The 15,003-nt window shown below is 63.4% G+C and carries 14 protein-coding genes; 7 read left to right on the forward strand and 7 right to left on the reverse strand.

The annotated features are described in order from the left end of the window. Positions 1–28 precede the first annotated feature (28 nt). The 3 genes from LWF01_RS05810 to LWF01_RS05820 are packed head-to-tail and all read left to right on the forward strand — an operon-like array spanning position 29 to position 2,938. Positions 29–502, forward strand: coding sequence for a bifunctional nuclease family protein (locus LWF01_RS05810; RefSeq protein ID WP_349640098.1), 474 nt, complete (start codon positions 29–31; stop codon positions 500–502). 55 nt (positions 503–557) lie between these two features. Next, entirely contained in the window at positions 558–1,907 is a 1,350-nt protein-coding gene (locus LWF01_RS05815; RefSeq protein WP_349640832.1) for a class II 3-deoxy-7-phosphoheptulonate synthase, read from the forward strand. Further along, positions 1,904–2,938 (forward strand): threonine aldolase family protein, encoded by a 1,035-nt coding sequence (locus tag LWF01_RS05820; RefSeq protein ID WP_349640099.1) that lies wholly within the window; start codon positions 1,904–1,906, stop codon positions 2,936–2,938. Before LWF01_RS05815 ends, LWF01_RS05820 begins: the two co-directional genes overlap by 4 nt. A gap of 4 nt (positions 2,939–2,942) precedes the next feature. Here the strand turns inward: LWF01_RS05820 and pknB are convergent, their stop codons facing one another. Next, positions 2,943–4,853, reverse strand: coding sequence for a Stk1 family PASTA domain-containing Ser/Thr kinase (pknB, locus tag LWF01_RS05825; RefSeq protein ID WP_349640100.1), 1,911 nt, complete (start codon positions 4,851–4,853; stop codon positions 2,943–2,945). A gap of 97 nt (positions 4,854–4,950) precedes the next feature. After that, complete coding sequence (locus tag LWF01_RS05830; RefSeq protein ID WP_349640101.1) at positions 4,951–6,144, reverse strand: lytic transglycosylase; 1,194 nt, start codon at positions 6,142–6,144, stop codon at positions 4,951–4,953. A gap of 138 nt (positions 6,145–6,282) precedes the next feature. Between LWF01_RS05830 and LWF01_RS05835 the strand changes: the two genes are divergently transcribed. Further along, on the forward strand, positions 6,283–6,636 hold the full coding sequence (locus LWF01_RS05835) for an Rv2175c family DNA-binding protein (RefSeq protein WP_349640102.1): 354 nt from the start codon (positions 6,283–6,285) through the stop codon (positions 6,634–6,636). Between the two features lie 7 nt (positions 6,637–6,643). On the opposite strand, the gene LWF01_RS05840 is transcribed toward LWF01_RS05835, so the two are convergent. The 5 genes from LWF01_RS05840 to LWF01_RS05860 are packed head-to-tail and all read right to left on the reverse strand — an operon-like array spanning position 6,644 to position 12,024. Continuing rightward, on the reverse strand, positions 6,644–7,819 hold the full coding sequence (locus LWF01_RS05840) for a polyprenyl synthetase family protein (protein WP_349640103.1): 1,176 nt from the start codon (positions 7,817–7,819) through the stop codon (positions 6,644–6,646). A gap of 9 nt (positions 7,820–7,828) precedes the next feature. Then, positions 7,829–8,344 (reverse strand): hypothetical protein, encoded by a 516-nt coding sequence (locus tag LWF01_RS05845; RefSeq protein WP_349640104.1) that lies wholly within the window; start codon positions 8,342–8,344, stop codon positions 7,829–7,831. Positions 8,345–8,348: 4 nt separating this feature from the next. Then, positions 8,349–8,915 carry a TetR/AcrR family transcriptional regulator gene (locus tag LWF01_RS05850; RefSeq protein ID WP_349640105.1) on the reverse strand — a complete coding sequence of 189 codons (567 nt, stop codon included), beginning with the start codon at positions 8,913–8,915 and terminating at the stop codon, positions 8,349–8,351. Between the two features lie 11 nt (positions 8,916–8,926). Beyond that, entirely contained in the window at positions 8,927–11,080 is a 2,154-nt protein-coding gene (locus tag LWF01_RS05855; protein ID WP_349640106.1) for a YhgE/Pip domain-containing protein, read from the reverse strand. Between the two features lie 11 nt (positions 11,081–11,091). After that, entirely contained in the window at positions 11,092–12,024 is a 933-nt protein-coding gene (locus LWF01_RS05860; RefSeq protein ID WP_349640107.1) for an ABC transporter ATP-binding protein, read from the reverse strand. A gap of 191 nt (positions 12,025–12,215) precedes the next feature. Between LWF01_RS05860 and LWF01_RS05865 the strand changes: the two genes are divergently transcribed. The 3 genes from LWF01_RS05865 to LWF01_RS05875 are packed head-to-tail and all read left to right on the forward strand — an operon-like array spanning position 12,216 to position 15,000. Further along, entirely contained in the window at positions 12,216–13,244 is a 1,029-nt protein-coding gene (locus LWF01_RS05865; RefSeq protein ID WP_349640108.1) for an SIS domain-containing protein, read from the forward strand. Continuing rightward, complete coding sequence (locus tag LWF01_RS05870) at positions 13,244–14,098, forward strand: PfkB family carbohydrate kinase (RefSeq protein ID WP_349640109.1); 855 nt, start codon at positions 13,244–13,246, stop codon at positions 14,096–14,098. Before LWF01_RS05865 ends, LWF01_RS05870 begins: the two co-directional genes overlap by 1 nt. Next, positions 14,095–15,000, forward strand: coding sequence for a transporter substrate-binding domain-containing protein (locus LWF01_RS05875; RefSeq protein WP_349640110.1), 906 nt, complete (start codon positions 14,095–14,097; stop codon positions 14,998–15,000). Before LWF01_RS05870 ends, LWF01_RS05875 begins: the two co-directional genes overlap by 4 nt. The last annotated feature ends 3 nt before the right edge of the window (positions 15,001–15,003 follow it).

Genomic DNA, 15,003 nt, shown 5'->3' on the forward strand with positions numbered 1-15,003 from the left:
ACGTAGCCGGCGGGGTACGGTTAGAGGTATGCAGGAACTAGAGGTTGTCGGCGTAAGAATCGAAATGCCCGCAAATCAGCCCGTGCTGTTGTTGCGCGCAAAGGGCACGCCTCGATACCTGCCGGTCTGGATCGGCGCTCCCGAAGCCAATGCGATTGCCCTGGCGCAACAAGGATTGACGCCGCCACGGCCGCTGACCCACGATCTGTTACTGAATGTTGCCGAGGAACTCGGCGCCCAGCTCGAGTCTGTGCGCGTGGTCTCGATGCAGGACAAGGTCTACTTCGCGGAACTCGTCTTCAGCGGCGATCACACCGTCAGCTCCCGCACCTCGGACGCGATCGCGCTGGCGCTGCGGGCGGGCTGCACCGTGTACGGCTCGGACGAGGTCCTCGAGGCTGGCGGCATCGAAATGCCCGAGGAGGACGAGGATGAGGTTTCGAAGTTCCGCGACTTCCTTGACCACGTTTCGGCCGACGATTTTGAGTCTCCGGATGATTGACTACTCTTAGTTTGTGACTCTTAGCACCGAAGCGCATTTCAGCACCTCCGGCCATATGTCGGGCGACCCCGCGGTTATTGCAGGACTCGACGCCTGGCGTGACCTCAACCCGCTCCAGCAGCCGACATATCTGGATCAGGATGCGCTGGAAAAGGCGACCGCCGAGCTCGCGGCACTCCCGCCACTGATCTTTGCCGGCGAAGCGGACGTGCTGAAGGCCAAGCTTGCCGCAGCCTCCCGTGGCGAGGCATTCCTGTTACAGGGCGGCGACTGTGCCGAGGTGTTCGCCGACGCGACCGCGGACAAGATCCGCAACCGGGTGCGCACAGTGCTGCAGATGTCGGCCGTCCTCACCTACGGCGGTTCGCTGCCCGTGGTCAAGGTGGGCCGGATGGCGGGCCAGTTCGCCAAGCCCCGCTCTTCCGACACCGAAACCCGCGATGACGTCGCGCTACCCGCCTACCGGGGCGACATCGTCAACGGCCACGACTTCAGCGAGGCATCGCGTCGCCACGATCCGCAGCGCCTGTTGCGCGGTTACCACGTCGCCGCCGCGACGCTTAACCTGATCCGGGCGTTCACAACCGGCGGGTTCGCCGATCTGCGGTTGGTGCACGAATGGAACCGCGGCTTCCTGGCGAATAACGCCAACTACCACCGCTACGAGGCGCTGGCAGCCGAGATCGACCGGGCGATCAGGTTCATGAACGCCTGCGGCGCCGACTTCGACGCACTGCGGTCGGTCGAATTCTTCTCCAGCCATGAGGCGCTGCTGCTCGATTACGAGCGCGCATTGACCCGGATCGACTCCCGCACCGGCGATCCATACGACGTCTCAGCGCACTTCCTCTGGATCGGTGAGCGGACCAGGGACATCGACGGCGCCCACGTCGATTTCCTTTCCCGGGTCAGGAACCCGATCGGCGTCAAGCTCGGACCCAGCACCACTGCGGAGGACGCACTGGCTCTGGCGGCCAAGCTCGACCCGGACAACGAGCCCGGCCGGCTGACATTCGTCACCCGGATGGGTGCCGGCGTCATCCGGGACAAGCTGCCCGATCTGTTGCGTAAGATAAGCGCCGAGGCGCCGAACGCCCTCTGGGTCTGCGACCCGATGCACGGCAACACCATCACCTCGCAGACCGGATACAAGACCCGGCGCTTCGACGATGTGATGAACGAAGTGACCGGCTTCTTCGAATCGCATTACGAGGTCGGTACAGTACCCGGCGGCCTGCATGTCGAGCTCACCGGCGACGACGTCACCGAGGTGCTCGGCGGCGCTGCCGAGATCGACGACGAGGGACTCGCGATCCGCTACGAGTCGCTGGTCGACCCGAGGCTCAACCACGAACAGTCGCTTGAGCTGGCCTTCCAGGTCGCGGAGTTGCTCAAGCAGCGATGACGGTTGATCTTCGCTCCGACACGGTTACCCGTCCGAGTGCCGCGATGCGGTCGGCGATGGCCGAAGCCGAGGTCGGCGACGATGTCTACGGCGAGGATCCAACGGTCAACGCGCTGGAATCCCGCGTCGCCGCTATGCTCGGCCACGATGCCGGTCTGTTCACGCCGACCGGAAGCCTGGCGAACCTGCTCGGCGTCCGCACCCTGGTCGAACCAGGGGATGAGATTCTTGCCGATTCCCTGGCCCACATCCTGCGGGCGGAACTCGGTGGCCATGCCGTCCTTGGCGGGGTGACCACGCGGACCTGGGTCAGTCCGGACGGCACGTTCCGCGCTGCCGATCCGCTGCGGATGATGGTGCCGGACGGTGGGGACTACCAGGTCTCCACCGCGGCGGTCGCCGTCGAGAACACGCATAACTTCTCCGGCGGCCGGATTGCCGACCTCGCCGAGCTCGAGCGGCTGCGGGCGGGTACCAGCGCGGCGGGCGTGTTCGTGCACCTGGATGGCGCGCGGCTCGCTAACGCGCACGTCGCCACTGGGATCGGTATGGACACGTACGGGAGGCTGGCCGACAGCGTCTCGCTCTGCCTGTCGAAGGGGCTCGGGGCTCCGGTCGGCTCGGTTCTGGTTGGTTCGCACCCCCGGATCGCCCATGCCAGGGTGCTGCGAAAGCGCTACGGCGCGGGGATGCGGCAAGCCGGGATTCTGGCCGCGGCGGGGCTATGGGCACTGGACAACAATGTTGCCCGGCTAGCTGACGACCACAAGCGGGCGGCGGAACTGGCATCGGCCCTCGCCGCAGTCCGGCCGGAAATCGTCGACCCCGCTGCTGTGCAGACGAACATCATCGTGCTCGACTTGTCCACGCTGGAAATCGATGCGGCGACCTTCGCCGGTCAGGCGGCCGAACGCGGCGTCCTGCTCTCGGTGCTGTCTCCGGTCACGGCGAGACTCGTCACCCATCTCGATGTTGACGATGCCGGAGCCGAACGCGCCGCCGAGGTGCTGAGCGGACTGCTCAGGAAATAGCCCGCTATACAACCGTGATTGTCACGGTGCTTCCCGACTTGGCCTTCCCGCCGCCGGCCGGATCCTGACTGCGCACAGTCTTGAAGTAGCCTTCGAGGATCTTCTCAACCTTGACCTTGAAGCCGGCCTCCTCAAGAGTTTTCCTGGCTTGGTCTTCCTGCTGGCCGACGACATCGGGCACATCGATCATCTCCGGACCCTTGGAGACCGCGATGTTCACCGTGTCACCCCGGTACAGGGTGGAAGTGGCGGCAGGTTCCTGGCTGATCACTGTGCCTTTTGCGACACTATCGCTGAATTCCTCGGTCACCTTCGGCTTGAGTCCGGCGTCGTCGATCGCCTGCTCCGCCTCCTGGCGTGACTTGCCGGCAAGGTCCGGGACGGCGATCGGCTCGCGCCCCTTGGAAACCTCAAGGTCGACCTTGGTGCCTCGTCGTTCCTCGCTGCCCTCCTTGACCGACTGCTTGATCACTAGGCCGGCTTCGACCTTTTCGCTGTATGTCTCGCTGGTTTTTCCTACCGCCAGGTTCGCGCCGGCGATGTCGTCCTTCGCGTCATCCAACGACTTCCCGGTGACGTCCGGCATTGCGAAAAGCTCCGGGCCCTTTGACACCATCAGGGTCACCGAGCCGTCTTTCGGCACCCTGCTGCCTTCCTCCGGCGACGTGTCTACGACTATTCCCTTCCGGATGTCGTCGTCATAAACTTCGCGGGTCTGGGCTTCCAGCCCGGTCGCGCTGAGCGTGGTCTCGGCGTCGTCGGCGGTTTCACTGATCAGGTTTGCCGGGACCGCGACGGTAGCGCCCGGACCGGCCATGAAGTACCAGCCGGTTGTTCCGCCAAGCAGCAGAACGACCAGCAGGGCGGCAAGCGCGACGATCTTTTTCCGGGACTTCCTGCCGGCCGCTTTCGAAGTCCCGATCGTTGCCGTCGCGGTCAGGGGTATGTTCCGCGCGTCGTCCGGGCCGGGATGGGCAGCAGATGCCGTCCTCTCACGCCTTGCCGGACGTTGCACCGCCTGGGTCGGCGCGAGCTCAAGGGACCGGCTTCCGGTCGGGTCGAAGTCCAGTTCGGCGTCGCTCAGCGTCGACCGGACCTGCCTCAGCTCGCCGAGCAGCGCCTCAGCATCGACCGGCCGGTTCTCCGGATCCCGGGCGGTCGCCCAGAGCACGAGCTCGTCGAGGTCCCGCGCCAGACCCGGAACCAGCTTGGACGGCGCCGGCACGTCATCGTGGACGTGGCGGTAAGCAACCTGAATCGGCATCGTATCGCGATAGGGCTGCTCACCGGTCAGCAGTTCGTAGAACATGATGCCGACGGCGTAAATATCGCTGCGCGCGTCCGTCGCGCCGCGGGTGACGAGTTCAGGGGAGACGTAGCCGACGGTGCCGATCAGCGTGTTCGTTGTCGTCGAGGTGCTGACCGCTCGGGCCAGGCCGAAGTCACTGAGTTTGACCTGACCGTTGTGGCCGAGCAGTACGTTTTCCGGCTTGACGTCGCGGTGGATCACGTAGGCGTTGTGCGCGGCAGCAAGCCCCTGGAGCATTCCGTCCAGTACGGTGATCGCGTCCCGCGGGGTAAGCGCGCCACCGGAGCGCAGCCTGTCCCGCAGAGTGATGCTCGGCAGGTACTCCATCGCCAGATAGACGATGTCGCCGTCCTGGCCCTGGTCGTACACAGTGATGAGATGCGGATGGGACAGCCCCGCGGCGTGTTTGGCCTCGCGGCGGAACCGGCTGACGAACTCCCCATCCGAACTCAGGTGGGAGTGCATCACCTTGAGCGCGACGCTGCGATCGAGACGGGTGTCCTCGGCGAGATAGACCATCGCCATCCCACCTCGTGCGATGATTTCTGCCACCAGGTAGCGCTGGTCGATCAGTTTCCCGATCAGGGGGTCGGCAGAGTTGGTCATTCGAATAATTCTACGCAACGCACGACGTTGAACCTTACTCCGCCGAGCTGACCGCCCGGGGGTTTTGCGCAGTTCCCCATCACGCGGCACAGCATGGTCAGTATCTCGACTTCAGTGTCCGGACCGAGTTCACGTACCGGCGGGTGTCGTCGTACATCCCGTTCTCACGCACCGAGGTAAGACCCTGATAATAGCTTGCGATCGCCTGGGGCTCGTCCTCGCTTTCGGCCAGGAGTTTCTTAAGAATAACCACTCCGGCAGTGACGTTGTCTTTGGGGATCAGCAGGTTCAGCTTGCGCCCCGAAAGGTCGGAAGCCCAGCGGCCGGAAGCCGGAATGACCTGCATCGTGCCGATGGCGTTCGCGGGGGATACAGCGGCCATGTTGAACCCCGATTCCTGTTCGGCAACGGCCAGTGCCAGTGCCGGGTCGACTCCGTTGGCGCGGGCAGTGGAGGCGACCAGGCTTTTCATCTCGCTCCTGCTGGGCAAATCCTGGGAGAGCAGTATCTTCTTATTGATCCGGGCTGCGTTGACGGTTTCGTCCGGGTAGCTGCGGCCGGCAAACTTCTTCGGCACGTGCGGAAGGTCGTCCGGCGCCTTGGTACGTGGCGAATCGCTGACCGACCCCTTGCCGCTGAGCTTGATGGACTGGCCAATCGTGATCAGCGTCGAGGTCCCCATCCCGTTGGCTTTCTGCAACGCCGGCACCGTCGTGCGGTGGCGCAGGGCAATTCCGAGCAACGTGTCTCCGGCCTCGACCTGATAGCTGTCTTTCGCGGGCCGGGCCGAGTCGGACGTTCCCGAAGCGTTCTGCGACGAGGACGGCACGGTGAGTTCCCTGCCGGGGTGGACCACGGTGCGTGATGACAGCCGGTTGGCCCGCAGCAGGTCCTGGGTCGAGACTCCGAGCCGCAGGGCGATAGCGGAGACAGTCTCCCCGTCGCGCACCGTGTAGGTCGAGGCGCCACCGGCCTGAGCCGCGCCGGCCTGAGCCGCGCCGGCCTGAGCCGCGCCGCCCGACTGGGTCGACCCCGTACCGGTCGTAGCCGTGCCGTGTGCGGTATCCGTGGTGGAAGCGCCTGCCCGGAGCGATGTCCATCGGGAGACGGCGCCGGTTGTCTCGGCCGCCGTTTCATCCGGGAGCGGCTGCGTTTCGGCGGCTGCGGCTGTCGCGGAACCGGAACCAAGCATGGCTGCCACCATGAGCGGCGTCGAGGCGAACGCCGTCCTCCTCAAGCCTTTCCGGGGCGAATCTGGCGTGGTCGGGGCACTGTTTGATCCTGAATTCATCACTGACCTTAATGCTGGGGAAGGATGGTAGTGGTGAGTACATCCACTGCGAATCTAACGCATTCCCGTACGGCATCCCCGGCTATCCGCGCGCTCGGGGTGTCGGCAGCACCATCGGCGTGTGGCAGGCTTGATGTCGTGACTGAGATAGAAAACCTGGTACCAGAATGGCTGCCCCTGCCGGATGCCGCGGAGCGGCTCGGCCTCGACATTGTGCGAGTTCGACGGCTGCTGGAGGACGGCGAGCTACTCGCCTCCCGGGTGGGCGAACGAAACATCCTGAAGATTCCAGCGGCATTCCTGACCGATGAAGGCGTGTTGCCCTCACTCAAGGGAACCGCGGTGGTGCTCTCGGATGCCGGTTTCGGCAACGACGAAATCATCAGGTGGCTGTTCACCCCGGATGAGTCGCTGCCCGGTACCCCGATCGACGCGCTGCGAGCCGGACACAAAACCGAGGTACGACGCCGGGCCCAGGCGCTGGCGTTCTAGCCGCAGGTTAGCTGGTTCGGTCCGTCACGGTGTCGATGAATCCCGCCAGGGTGCCAAGTACCTCTGCCGCGGCCGGGCGTTCTGTGACGTTCTCACCGTTTCCGGCAGCGCCCGTACTGGTGCCGAGGGCAATATCGTCCAGCGCGGCCTGGCTTTGCTCGGCAAGGGCATTGATCAGCTCCTCGGTGCGGCGTAGTGCCCCGGTTTCCTGCAGGATGCCGCGCAGCGTTTCCACGCCTGCAGCATCCAGCGACGGATCTCCGAGCAGACGCTCGATCACTGCGGCCCCACGGGCGTCCGCCTTTTCCAGCGCGAAGGCGACCAACAGCGTCCGCTTGCCCTCCCGCAGGTCATCGCCGGCGGGCTTCCCGGTCTGGTCCGGATCGCCGAAAACGCCGAGCACGTCATCGCGAAGCTGAAACGCCTCGCCCAACGGGAGCCCGAAACCGGAGAGCCTGGCCAGCAGTTCTTCCGGCGCGCCGGCCAGGGCAGCACCCAGAAGCAATGGGTGTTCCACCGAGTACTTGGCTGACTTGTAGCGCAGAACTTTTTTCGCTGCCAGCTGGGCGGCGGGGCCCTGCTGCGGATCGACCTGGCCAAGAATGTCGAGGTATTGGCCAACCATGACGTCGGCCCGCATCCGGTCACGGACGGCGAGCACGTTCGGGGTGAATGCCGTCGGGATGCCGCACGAGCCGTACAGCTCCTCGCTCCAACCCAGGCATAGGTCGCCGACGATCAGCGCTCCGGCCTGGCCGAACGCTTCGGCATCGCCGGCAAGTCGCTGCCTGAGGTGCGTCGCCTCGAACCAGCGGTGGGTCGCAGGCAGGCCCCGTCGGGTATCGGAGTTGTCCATCAGGTCGTCGTGCACCAGGGCAGCGGCGTGCAGCAACTCAAGTGATGCCGCGGCCTGGTTGATTCCAACCGTGGACGGCACTGGGTCAGCGGCGATGCCCGACCGGTCAGAGTCGTCTGCCGTAGCGGAGAGAGCCGAGGCGGCCTCGAACCCCCAGACGCACAGGGCGGCACGGATCCGCTTCCCGCGCCCGAGCAGGGGTTCAACCGAGTCGATCAGCGAAAGCGCAGCCGGCGAGATCTGCTCAAGCTGTGTGCGCTGGCGGGTCAGGAAATCCTGCAGGATGTCGTCTATCGTGCGCCGAATCTCGGCGAGGGAGCTGGCCATGGCGGAAGGCTACTTGTCGGCTTTGATTTCGCCGCCCACGGTGAAAACCAGCATCTTGTCGTCGTCAGGGTGCGGCGCGGTCGTCACGGTCAGCAGTTCGACGCCGTCAGACCGCGAATACACGGTGGTAGCAGTCTTATCTTCCTCGGTCGAGCTGACCTTCTTGAATCCGGCGTCTTCCAGCTTTCCGGCGTAGAAGTCGACGACATCCTTGGCACTCTTGTCGGTTGTGCCTGACAGGCTGAGCTTGCGAATGTCGCCTTCGGCGGTGTCAGCCGTCGAGGTGGTCTTCGACCCAGGGAATTCCGGAATCAGATCGGTGGGGAAGCCTTCGATCACACCGTCGACCATTGAATCCGTCGGCGCGGCTTCGCTTTCGGCAGGTGCGCTCGGCGCAGCACTTTCGGATCCGGCCGATTCGGTGCCGGGGCTGGGCTGCTCGTCGCTGCCGGAATTGCCGCATCCGGTCAGCGCGAGTCCTACGGCAAGGCAGCAGGCAACGGTAAGGCGTCGTGCGTATGTCATCCCTTTAGCCTACAAGCCCGCGCAGCAGTAGCTGGGACACGCTCTTGTGCAGCTCGTCCACGGGGGTCGACGGATGGTAAGCGAGCCAGTCCAGGATGGCGATCGCCAGCGCGCCCATTGCGGCAGCCGAGGCCGTTTCCGGATCGACAGAAGGGTCGAACTCGCCGCTCTCCTTGCCTTCGGCAATCACGTTCCGGATCACGCCAAGCACGTTCTCCCGGACGAACAGCAGGGTGTCCTGCCAGGCCCGGCCGGTTCGGTACATTTCGGTGAAGAGCAGCTGCATGAACGCCGGTGTTTTCGACGCCCGCTGCAGTACCTCAGTGAAAATGGCGTCAAGCGCCGCCGTGCCCTTAAGTCCCTTGCTGACCTCGGTCATCCGGCTGGTCAGCAGGTCGACGCCGTACCCCAGCAGCTGACGGAATAGTTCCTCCTTGGAGCCGAAGTTGTAGTACACCGTGCCCTTGGCGACTTCGGCCTTGGCGGCTATCTCGTCGATAGTGGTTGCCGCATACCCGTGCTCGGCGATCAGCACCACCGCCGACTCGTAGATCTTCTCGCGGGTCGTCATTGACTTTCCCATCACACCTCCAGGACCGGATACAGACGCTTCATTGTCACCATCCGCTGTTTCCGGGCGGTCAGGGCGGTGAGAGCCAGCGCGCCGAGAGCGACGCCGGCAAGGACCAGGACGTCCAGGCTGATTCTGGACATGTCGCCGCCGGAGATCAGCACCCGCAGGCCCGAGACCAGGTACGTCATCGGCAGGTAGGGGTGCAGCGCCTGGAACAGACCCGGCGAGGTCTGGATCGGATAGGTTCCGCCGGCGGACGTCAGCTGCAGCATCAGGATCGCCAGGGCCAGCAGCCGGCCCGGGGTGCCGAGTGCGGCATTGAACAACTGCATCAGTGCGGTGAACGCAAGGCTGCCGAGCCAGGTCATCGCAAAAGCCCCCAGCGGATGTTCGGGCGTTATTCCGAGGCCGAAATGCAGGACGAGCCACATCAGGATTGTCTGGCCGAGCGACAACAGCGCGGCCGGAGCGTAGTTCGCCCACATCACCCGGACCGGATTGGTGGCAGATGCGATAAGGCGGGGCGACAACGGCTTGAGCACCATGTACGTCACCAGAGCGCCCACCCACATGGCCAGCGCGATGAAGTACGGCGCGAAGCCTATCCCGTATGTGTTCGCCTTGTTCTCATTCGAATCGGTCTGGCCAACCGGATTGGCGACCACATCGGACCGCTGATCCTTGTCGGCGTAGTCCGGTATCTTTTTCGCGCCGTCGGCCAGGGAGTCGGCTAGCTTGTGCGAGCCGTCGCTGAGCTTGGCTAGGCCTTCCTCAAGTGAACCGGAACCGTCGGTCGCCTTCTCCGCCCCGTCGGCAAGTTTCGTGCTGCCGTCGGCAAGTTTCGCCGATCCGGTCTTGGCCTCGGCCGCGCCATCAGAGAGCGCCGAAGCGCCAGCGGACGCCGAGTGGATGCCGGACGACAGTTGATCGGCGCCGTTCGAGGCACTCTTGATGCCCTGGTGCAGCGCTGGCGCGGCCTCGGCGAGTTTCTCCGCGCCATCGGCCACCTTGTTGGCGCCGGCTGCAAGCTTCTTCGTGCTCGCCGCGGCCTCGTCGAGGTCCGAATCGATGCCTTGCAGTTTCGGATCGACCCTGTCGGCAACCGACTCCGCTTTTGCGATCGCCTTGTCCAGTGCCTCCACGGTCGTCTGGTCGCCGGCATTCTTCGCGTCGTCACGTTGCGTCTTCAGGTCGGCGATGAGGTCGTCCCGCAGTTGCTGCCTGGCTTCGGCGATGTCGTCACTGGCCTTGTTGATCTTGGTCGCCACGTCGTTGACCTGCTCGGTTCCCTCGGCCACCTGCTGCGCGCCGTCGGCGAGTTGCCGGCTCTGCTCGGGCAGGCTGGCCGTCTTGTCGTCGAGGGTTGACAGCCCCTGCGCCAGAGTTTTTCCTCCGGAGTCAAGCTTCGCCAGGCCGGCCTCCAGGTCATTCGCTCCGGTATCGAGCTTCCCGATGCCGGTGTCCAGCTCGCTCGCGCCGTTCGCCAGCTGGTGTGAGCTCGACGACAGCGTTTTGAGCCCTTCGCGCAGCTCGCGGGCTCCGTTGTCGGCTGAATCGACGCCATCGGCGACGTCGTTCGCTCCGTCGGCGGCATCGTTGGTCGAATTGTGCAGCGTGCTCAGCGAGACATACACATTGTTCACGTACTCGCTGGTCACCTCGTGGGCGAGGTTTTCGCGGATCGCCTTCAGCACGCTGTTGGAGATCTGGCGGATCAGATAATTGTTCGAGTCGTCGGTTGTGAGTTCTAGGTTCGCCTGTTCGGCGCGCTCGGATGCGGGGGAGACCAGGTTTGCCGAGAAGTTCTCCGGCACCGTCACGATGACCAGGTACTTGCCCTGCTTCAGCCCGCGGGCAGCCTCTTGGGCATCGGTTATCGTCCAGTCGAGTGAGTCCGACTCGGGCAGCTTCTCAGCGAGTTCCTCGCCCGCATTCAGCGTCGTCGTCTTGCCATCGGACGAGGTGACCGATGCCGGCTTGTCCTGCACCACGAGGGCCGCCGGCACGTGGTCGAGGTTGCCGGTGGGATTCCAGAACGACCACAGGTAAAGGGCGCCGTACAGCAGCGGAACGACGACAACCGCCAGCAGTGCGAGTTTCGTCAGTGTCGCCGACCTGAAGCGCTTCAGCTCGAAGCTGGGAAGGTGGGTGAGGCGTGCCATGGTTCCAGTCCTCAAATATGTTCAGTGGTAGTGAGGTCGACGCGGACGCAACGGTCGTCGTCGAGAATTTCCGGGAGTGGCAGCTCGACGCAGCTTGCCACGACGGTGCTGCCGTCCGCGCAGATTTGGCGAAGCAGTTCCCACAGGGCCGTGCGCTGCCCGGCGTCGAGGATTGAATCGACGTTGTCGACGACCAGGATCCGGGGTTCGGCCAGCAGGGCCAGGCCAATGCCCACAGTGCTGCGTTCAAGCGGATGCAGGTCGCGGACCAGGGTGGCCTCGTCGCTCGCGGAAATCCCGACGGACCCGGCCAGATCTTCCAGCAGCGTGCGTGCCGCCTGGTAGCGCCGGGCCGGAATCATCGGCTTGTACCAGGGGGACAGGCCGCTTATCCGTTCCCGGACATGGTCGTGAATCGAGAGTGCCGGCTCCAGCGGGTTGACGCCGTGCATTTCCGCCAGCGCGACCGATCGCTGGACAGTCGAGGATTCTCTTGGCAGTTCGTGGCCGAGCACCTCGAGGTGGCCGGTTGTCGGCTTCATCCTGCCGGCGAGTGCGAGCAGCAGGGTCGTCCGGCCAGATCCGGAGGGGCCATTCACGATCACAAGTGAGCCAGCGGCCGCAGTGAACGACACGTCCTGGTAGATCGTGCGGCCGCGCACTGCGAGACCCAGGTCGGTGACGGCAACCGCTACTGCGGGCTCCGGTTCGGCGGTCGCGAGTTCGGTAGCGTCTTCGGCTGCGGGCTCCAGCTCAGCAGCGTCGGTCGGTTCATAGGTGAGGTCGCCAGCGTCGGTCGGTTCATAGGTGAGGTCGCCAGCGTCATCGTAAGCTTCTTCGCCGGCAGCGTCGGTCGTGTCTTCGGCGCCGGCGGCTTCCAGAACGGTTTCCAGCTCGCTTGCTTCCCCTACCGGCTCGGCAGAGCCTTCGGTCGGCTGTTGCATCGAGATCTCCTTAAACGGTCAGTTTGAACTGACTAGTCAGTACAAAAATACGCCTGAGCGATTGACCTGGCAAGCCGGGACGTCCCGAGCATGCATGACCACTATGTGAGATCGATCTCACAATCCCTTGACGTGCTGTGACGCAGCTCTCACTCTGGAGGTACTGAGATCGATCTCACATAGGAGCCAGAATGATAAAAACAGTGCAGGGACGCGGTGTCGTGGGGATGCAGGACAGCATCGTCGAGGATGTCGCCGATGTGGCAACCGGAGCAACCTTTACAGCGGTACGTCGCTTTGTTGCCGACTACTTCACGTCGAGTACGTCAGTGATCTATCTCGTGGGTTGCGGCGGCTCGCTCTACATGTTCGGTGCCATGAAGTATCTGCTCGATGACTTACCGGTGCCGGTCATCACAATCAATTCCGCCGAACTGGTTGCCCGTCGTCCTGCCGGCCTCGGGCAGAATTCCCTGGTCATTGCATCGTCTACTCACGGCACGACGATGGAGACAGCAGAAGCAATCACTGTGGCGCGTAGTTCAGAGGCCCCGGTTCTGCTCGTGTGCCAGAACGTTGACAGTCCTTGCGCTGCAGCAGCCGAGCACATAATCAACCACAACGGAGTTGAGGCCAAGCAGGTGCTGCTAGCCGTGATTGCGCACGAACTCCTTGATACTCGGCACGTCGTGCCGCGATCTCTCCCGGCGCCTGACGTGCTCGCCGGCTTGGGGCCGGTTTTCCGGGAGACTAACGTCGCGTGGGACCGCGAGCTGGAAGCAGTGGCCACGTCGATTGCCCATGCAGAACTTTCGTTCGTCATCGGGTCGGGCCCCAATGAAGGTGCCATCGACACGTTCGCCTCGTGTTACCTCATGGAGATGCAGAATCTCGCCGCGGTCGCTTCCGGTGCCAACGATTTTCTTCATGGCACCCACGAGATGATCGACGATGACAGCACGTTACTCGTCCTCGTTGGTGAAGATTCGACCCGAGAGATAGCAGAACGTGCCGCGGAGTTCGCTAGGCGGTTCAGCCGGAAAACGAGTGTTCTCGACACCGCAGAGCTGCCGATGACGGGAGTGGTCGCCAACCATCGGTCGACGGTTTCCGCCTTGCTCTTCGCTAGTTCAGTCATTGCCCGGCTTGCGCAGCGCGTCGAGGCGGTCACGGAAGTGCCGCTGATCAGTCGGAAGTACATGTGGAAGGCCACATACTGATGCGAGCAGTTGTGATTGGCGACAATATTGTTGATCTGTTCGTCGAGCAGGGACAGGCCTCGATCGGCGGAAATTGCCTGAACGTCGCGGTCCATCTCCACCGCCTGGGTATATCGACGCACTACATAGGAAGCGTCGGCGACGATGAAGTCGGACTCGCTGTGATTGATGCCCTGACTCAGGAGGGGCTCGCCGTCGATGGAATCGAGCGTATCCCTGGCCGGCCGACTGGTTACGCGCGGATTCACCACGTGAACGGGGAACGCTATTTTGCGGACTTCGATCGGGGCGCCAGCGCAGTCTCGCCCAGTGTCAGGCAGTGGGCAGCCGTGGACGGGGCGAGCATCATCCATACCAGCTATTCATCGCTTCTCGAAGATGCGCTTCCACGGCTGGCTTCGATTGCCCCCGTGTCATTTGATTTCGATGCACACATCGACGATGCGTATGCCCGGACGCTGATGCCCCACGTGTCACACGCTTTTTTCTCGGCTGCCGGCCACGCCCCGGCGGACCTGAAAGATTACGCCGGAAGACTGCTTTCCGGCGGCGTGGAGACAGTGACGACGACATTGGGCAATGAAGGTGCTTTGCACTTCCGTTCCAGTGGGGCCTGGGAGCAGTCGTCTTCCCGAATAACCGCCGTCGACACTCTAGGCGCGGGAGATGCTTTCATCGCTGTGATGCTGGCCAGCATTCTCAACGATCAAGCTCCGCACGAATCGATGGCGCAGGCGACAATCCGAGCGGCCGAAGTGTGCAAATCGGTCGGGTCGCTCGGACTCTTTATCGGCGCCAACCTTGTCCACGAGCACATTTCACCGCACGGCCGTCAGAGAGAGAAGATGTCATGAAACTCAACGTAGTGGCTCCACTTGCCTTTACGGTCTCTCTGGTTGTCCTGGCCGGCTGCAGTTCGGCAGCCGACGAAGGAAGCCAGTCTGCATCGTCGGGAAAACCGAGCGTTCCTGTCTCCGTGAAAGTCGACGACTCAGTCGCCTCGCAGGTTCCCGACGACTTTGCGAAAGGTGTGAATGTCGCCGTCTACAGCGATTGGGCGCCCGAGGAGTACGTTGAGGGCAATCAATTCAAGGGATGGTCGGTCGAGATGGCGGAATTGATGTCCCAGAAGATGGGAGTAGGTTTTTCCTATGACCCCAGTGGCTTCGATGCCATCATTCCGGGGCTCGAGAATAATCGTTACGACATTGCAGTTGCCAGCCTCGGGGTCACCGATGAGCGACTTAAGAGCCTTGATTTCGTCCCGCTTCAGAAAGAGGGGACAGCCTTCGCATGGAAGAAGGGCAATAGTTCCGCCGCAGTGGATGCGCTCGATGAGGTGTGCGGAAGGTCCGTTGCGGTACTCACAGGCGCGTGGGAATACGACTATCTGACCTCCCACAATAAGGAGGTGTGCGGCGACAAGCCGATGGACATCCAGCAGTTCAAAGATCAGCCTTCGGCGGAACTTGCTGTCTCGTCGGGCCGGGTAGAACTTGTGGCTGCGGGATCGGGAAAGCTCGGCTACGCCGCGAAGCAATCCGGGGCCCTTGAAGTTGGGGATTTCATCGTCGATCCTGTCTACAACGGCATCGGAGTGCCAAAGGGGAGTGAACTCGGCCCGGTACTTCGGGATGCGCTGCAGTCACTTATCGACGACGGCACCTATGCCAAGATCCGAGCGAACTGGGCGGCCTCAGAAGTCGGCAATCTGGACCGGGCCGTGTTGATCACCGAAGAGCATCCGAAGGGATGATGC

The organism is Saxibacter everestensis, from assembly GCF_025787225.1.
Classification (GTDB): Bacteria; Actinomycetota; Actinomycetes; order Actinomycetales; family Brevibacteriaceae; genus Saxibacter; species Saxibacter everestensis.

Bases quoted from the DNA above. Each gene is read 5' to 3' on its own strand.
- LWF01_RS05830 (WP_349640101.1), bottom strand. From the start codon at position 6,144: ATGAATTCAGGATCAAACAGTGCCCCGACCACGCCAGATTCGCCCCGG.
- LWF01_RS05840 (WP_349640103.1), bottom strand. From the start codon at position 7,819: ATGGCCAGCTCCCTCGCCGAGATTCGGCGCACGATAGACGACATCCTG.
- LWF01_RS05855 (WP_349640106.1), bottom strand. From the start codon at position 11,080: ATGGCACGCCTCACCCACCTTCCCAGCTTCGAGCTGAAGCGCTTCAGG.
- LWF01_RS05860 (WP_349640107.1), bottom strand. From the start codon at position 12,024: ATGCAACAGCCGACCGAAGGCTCTGCCGAGCCGGTAGGGGAAGCAAGC.
- LWF01_RS05870 (WP_349640109.1), top strand. From the start codon at position 13,244: ATGCGAGCAGTTGTGATTGGCGACAATATTGTTGATCTGTTCGTCGAG.
- LWF01_RS05875 (WP_349640110.1), top strand. From the start codon at position 14,095: ATGAAACTCAACGTAGTGGCTCCACTTGCCTTTACGGTCTCTCTGGTT.
- LWF01_RS05865 (WP_349640108.1), top strand. From the start codon at position 12,216: ATGATAAAAACAGTGCAGGGACGCGGTGTCGTGGGGATGCAGGACAGC.
- LWF01_RS05810 (WP_349640098.1), top strand. From the start codon at position 29: ATGCAGGAACTAGAGGTTGTCGGCGTAAGAATCGAAATGCCCGCAAAT.
- LWF01_RS05850 (WP_349640105.1), bottom strand. From the start codon at position 8,915: ATGACGACCCGCGAGAAGATCTACGAGTCGGCGGTGGTGCTGATCGCC.
- LWF01_RS05815 (WP_349640832.1), top strand. From the start codon at position 558: ATGTCGGGCGACCCCGCGGTTATTGCAGGACTCGACGCCTGGCGTGAC.
- LWF01_RS05820 (WP_349640099.1), top strand. From the start codon at position 1,904: ATGACGGTTGATCTTCGCTCCGACACGGTTACCCGTCCGAGTGCCGCG.
- pknB (WP_349640100.1), bottom strand. From the start codon at position 4,853: ATGACCAACTCTGCCGACCCCCTGATCGGGAAACTGATCGACCAGCGC.
- LWF01_RS05845 (WP_349640104.1), bottom strand. From the start codon at position 8,344: ATGACATACGCACGACGCCTTACCGTTGCCTGCTGCCTTGCCGTAGGA.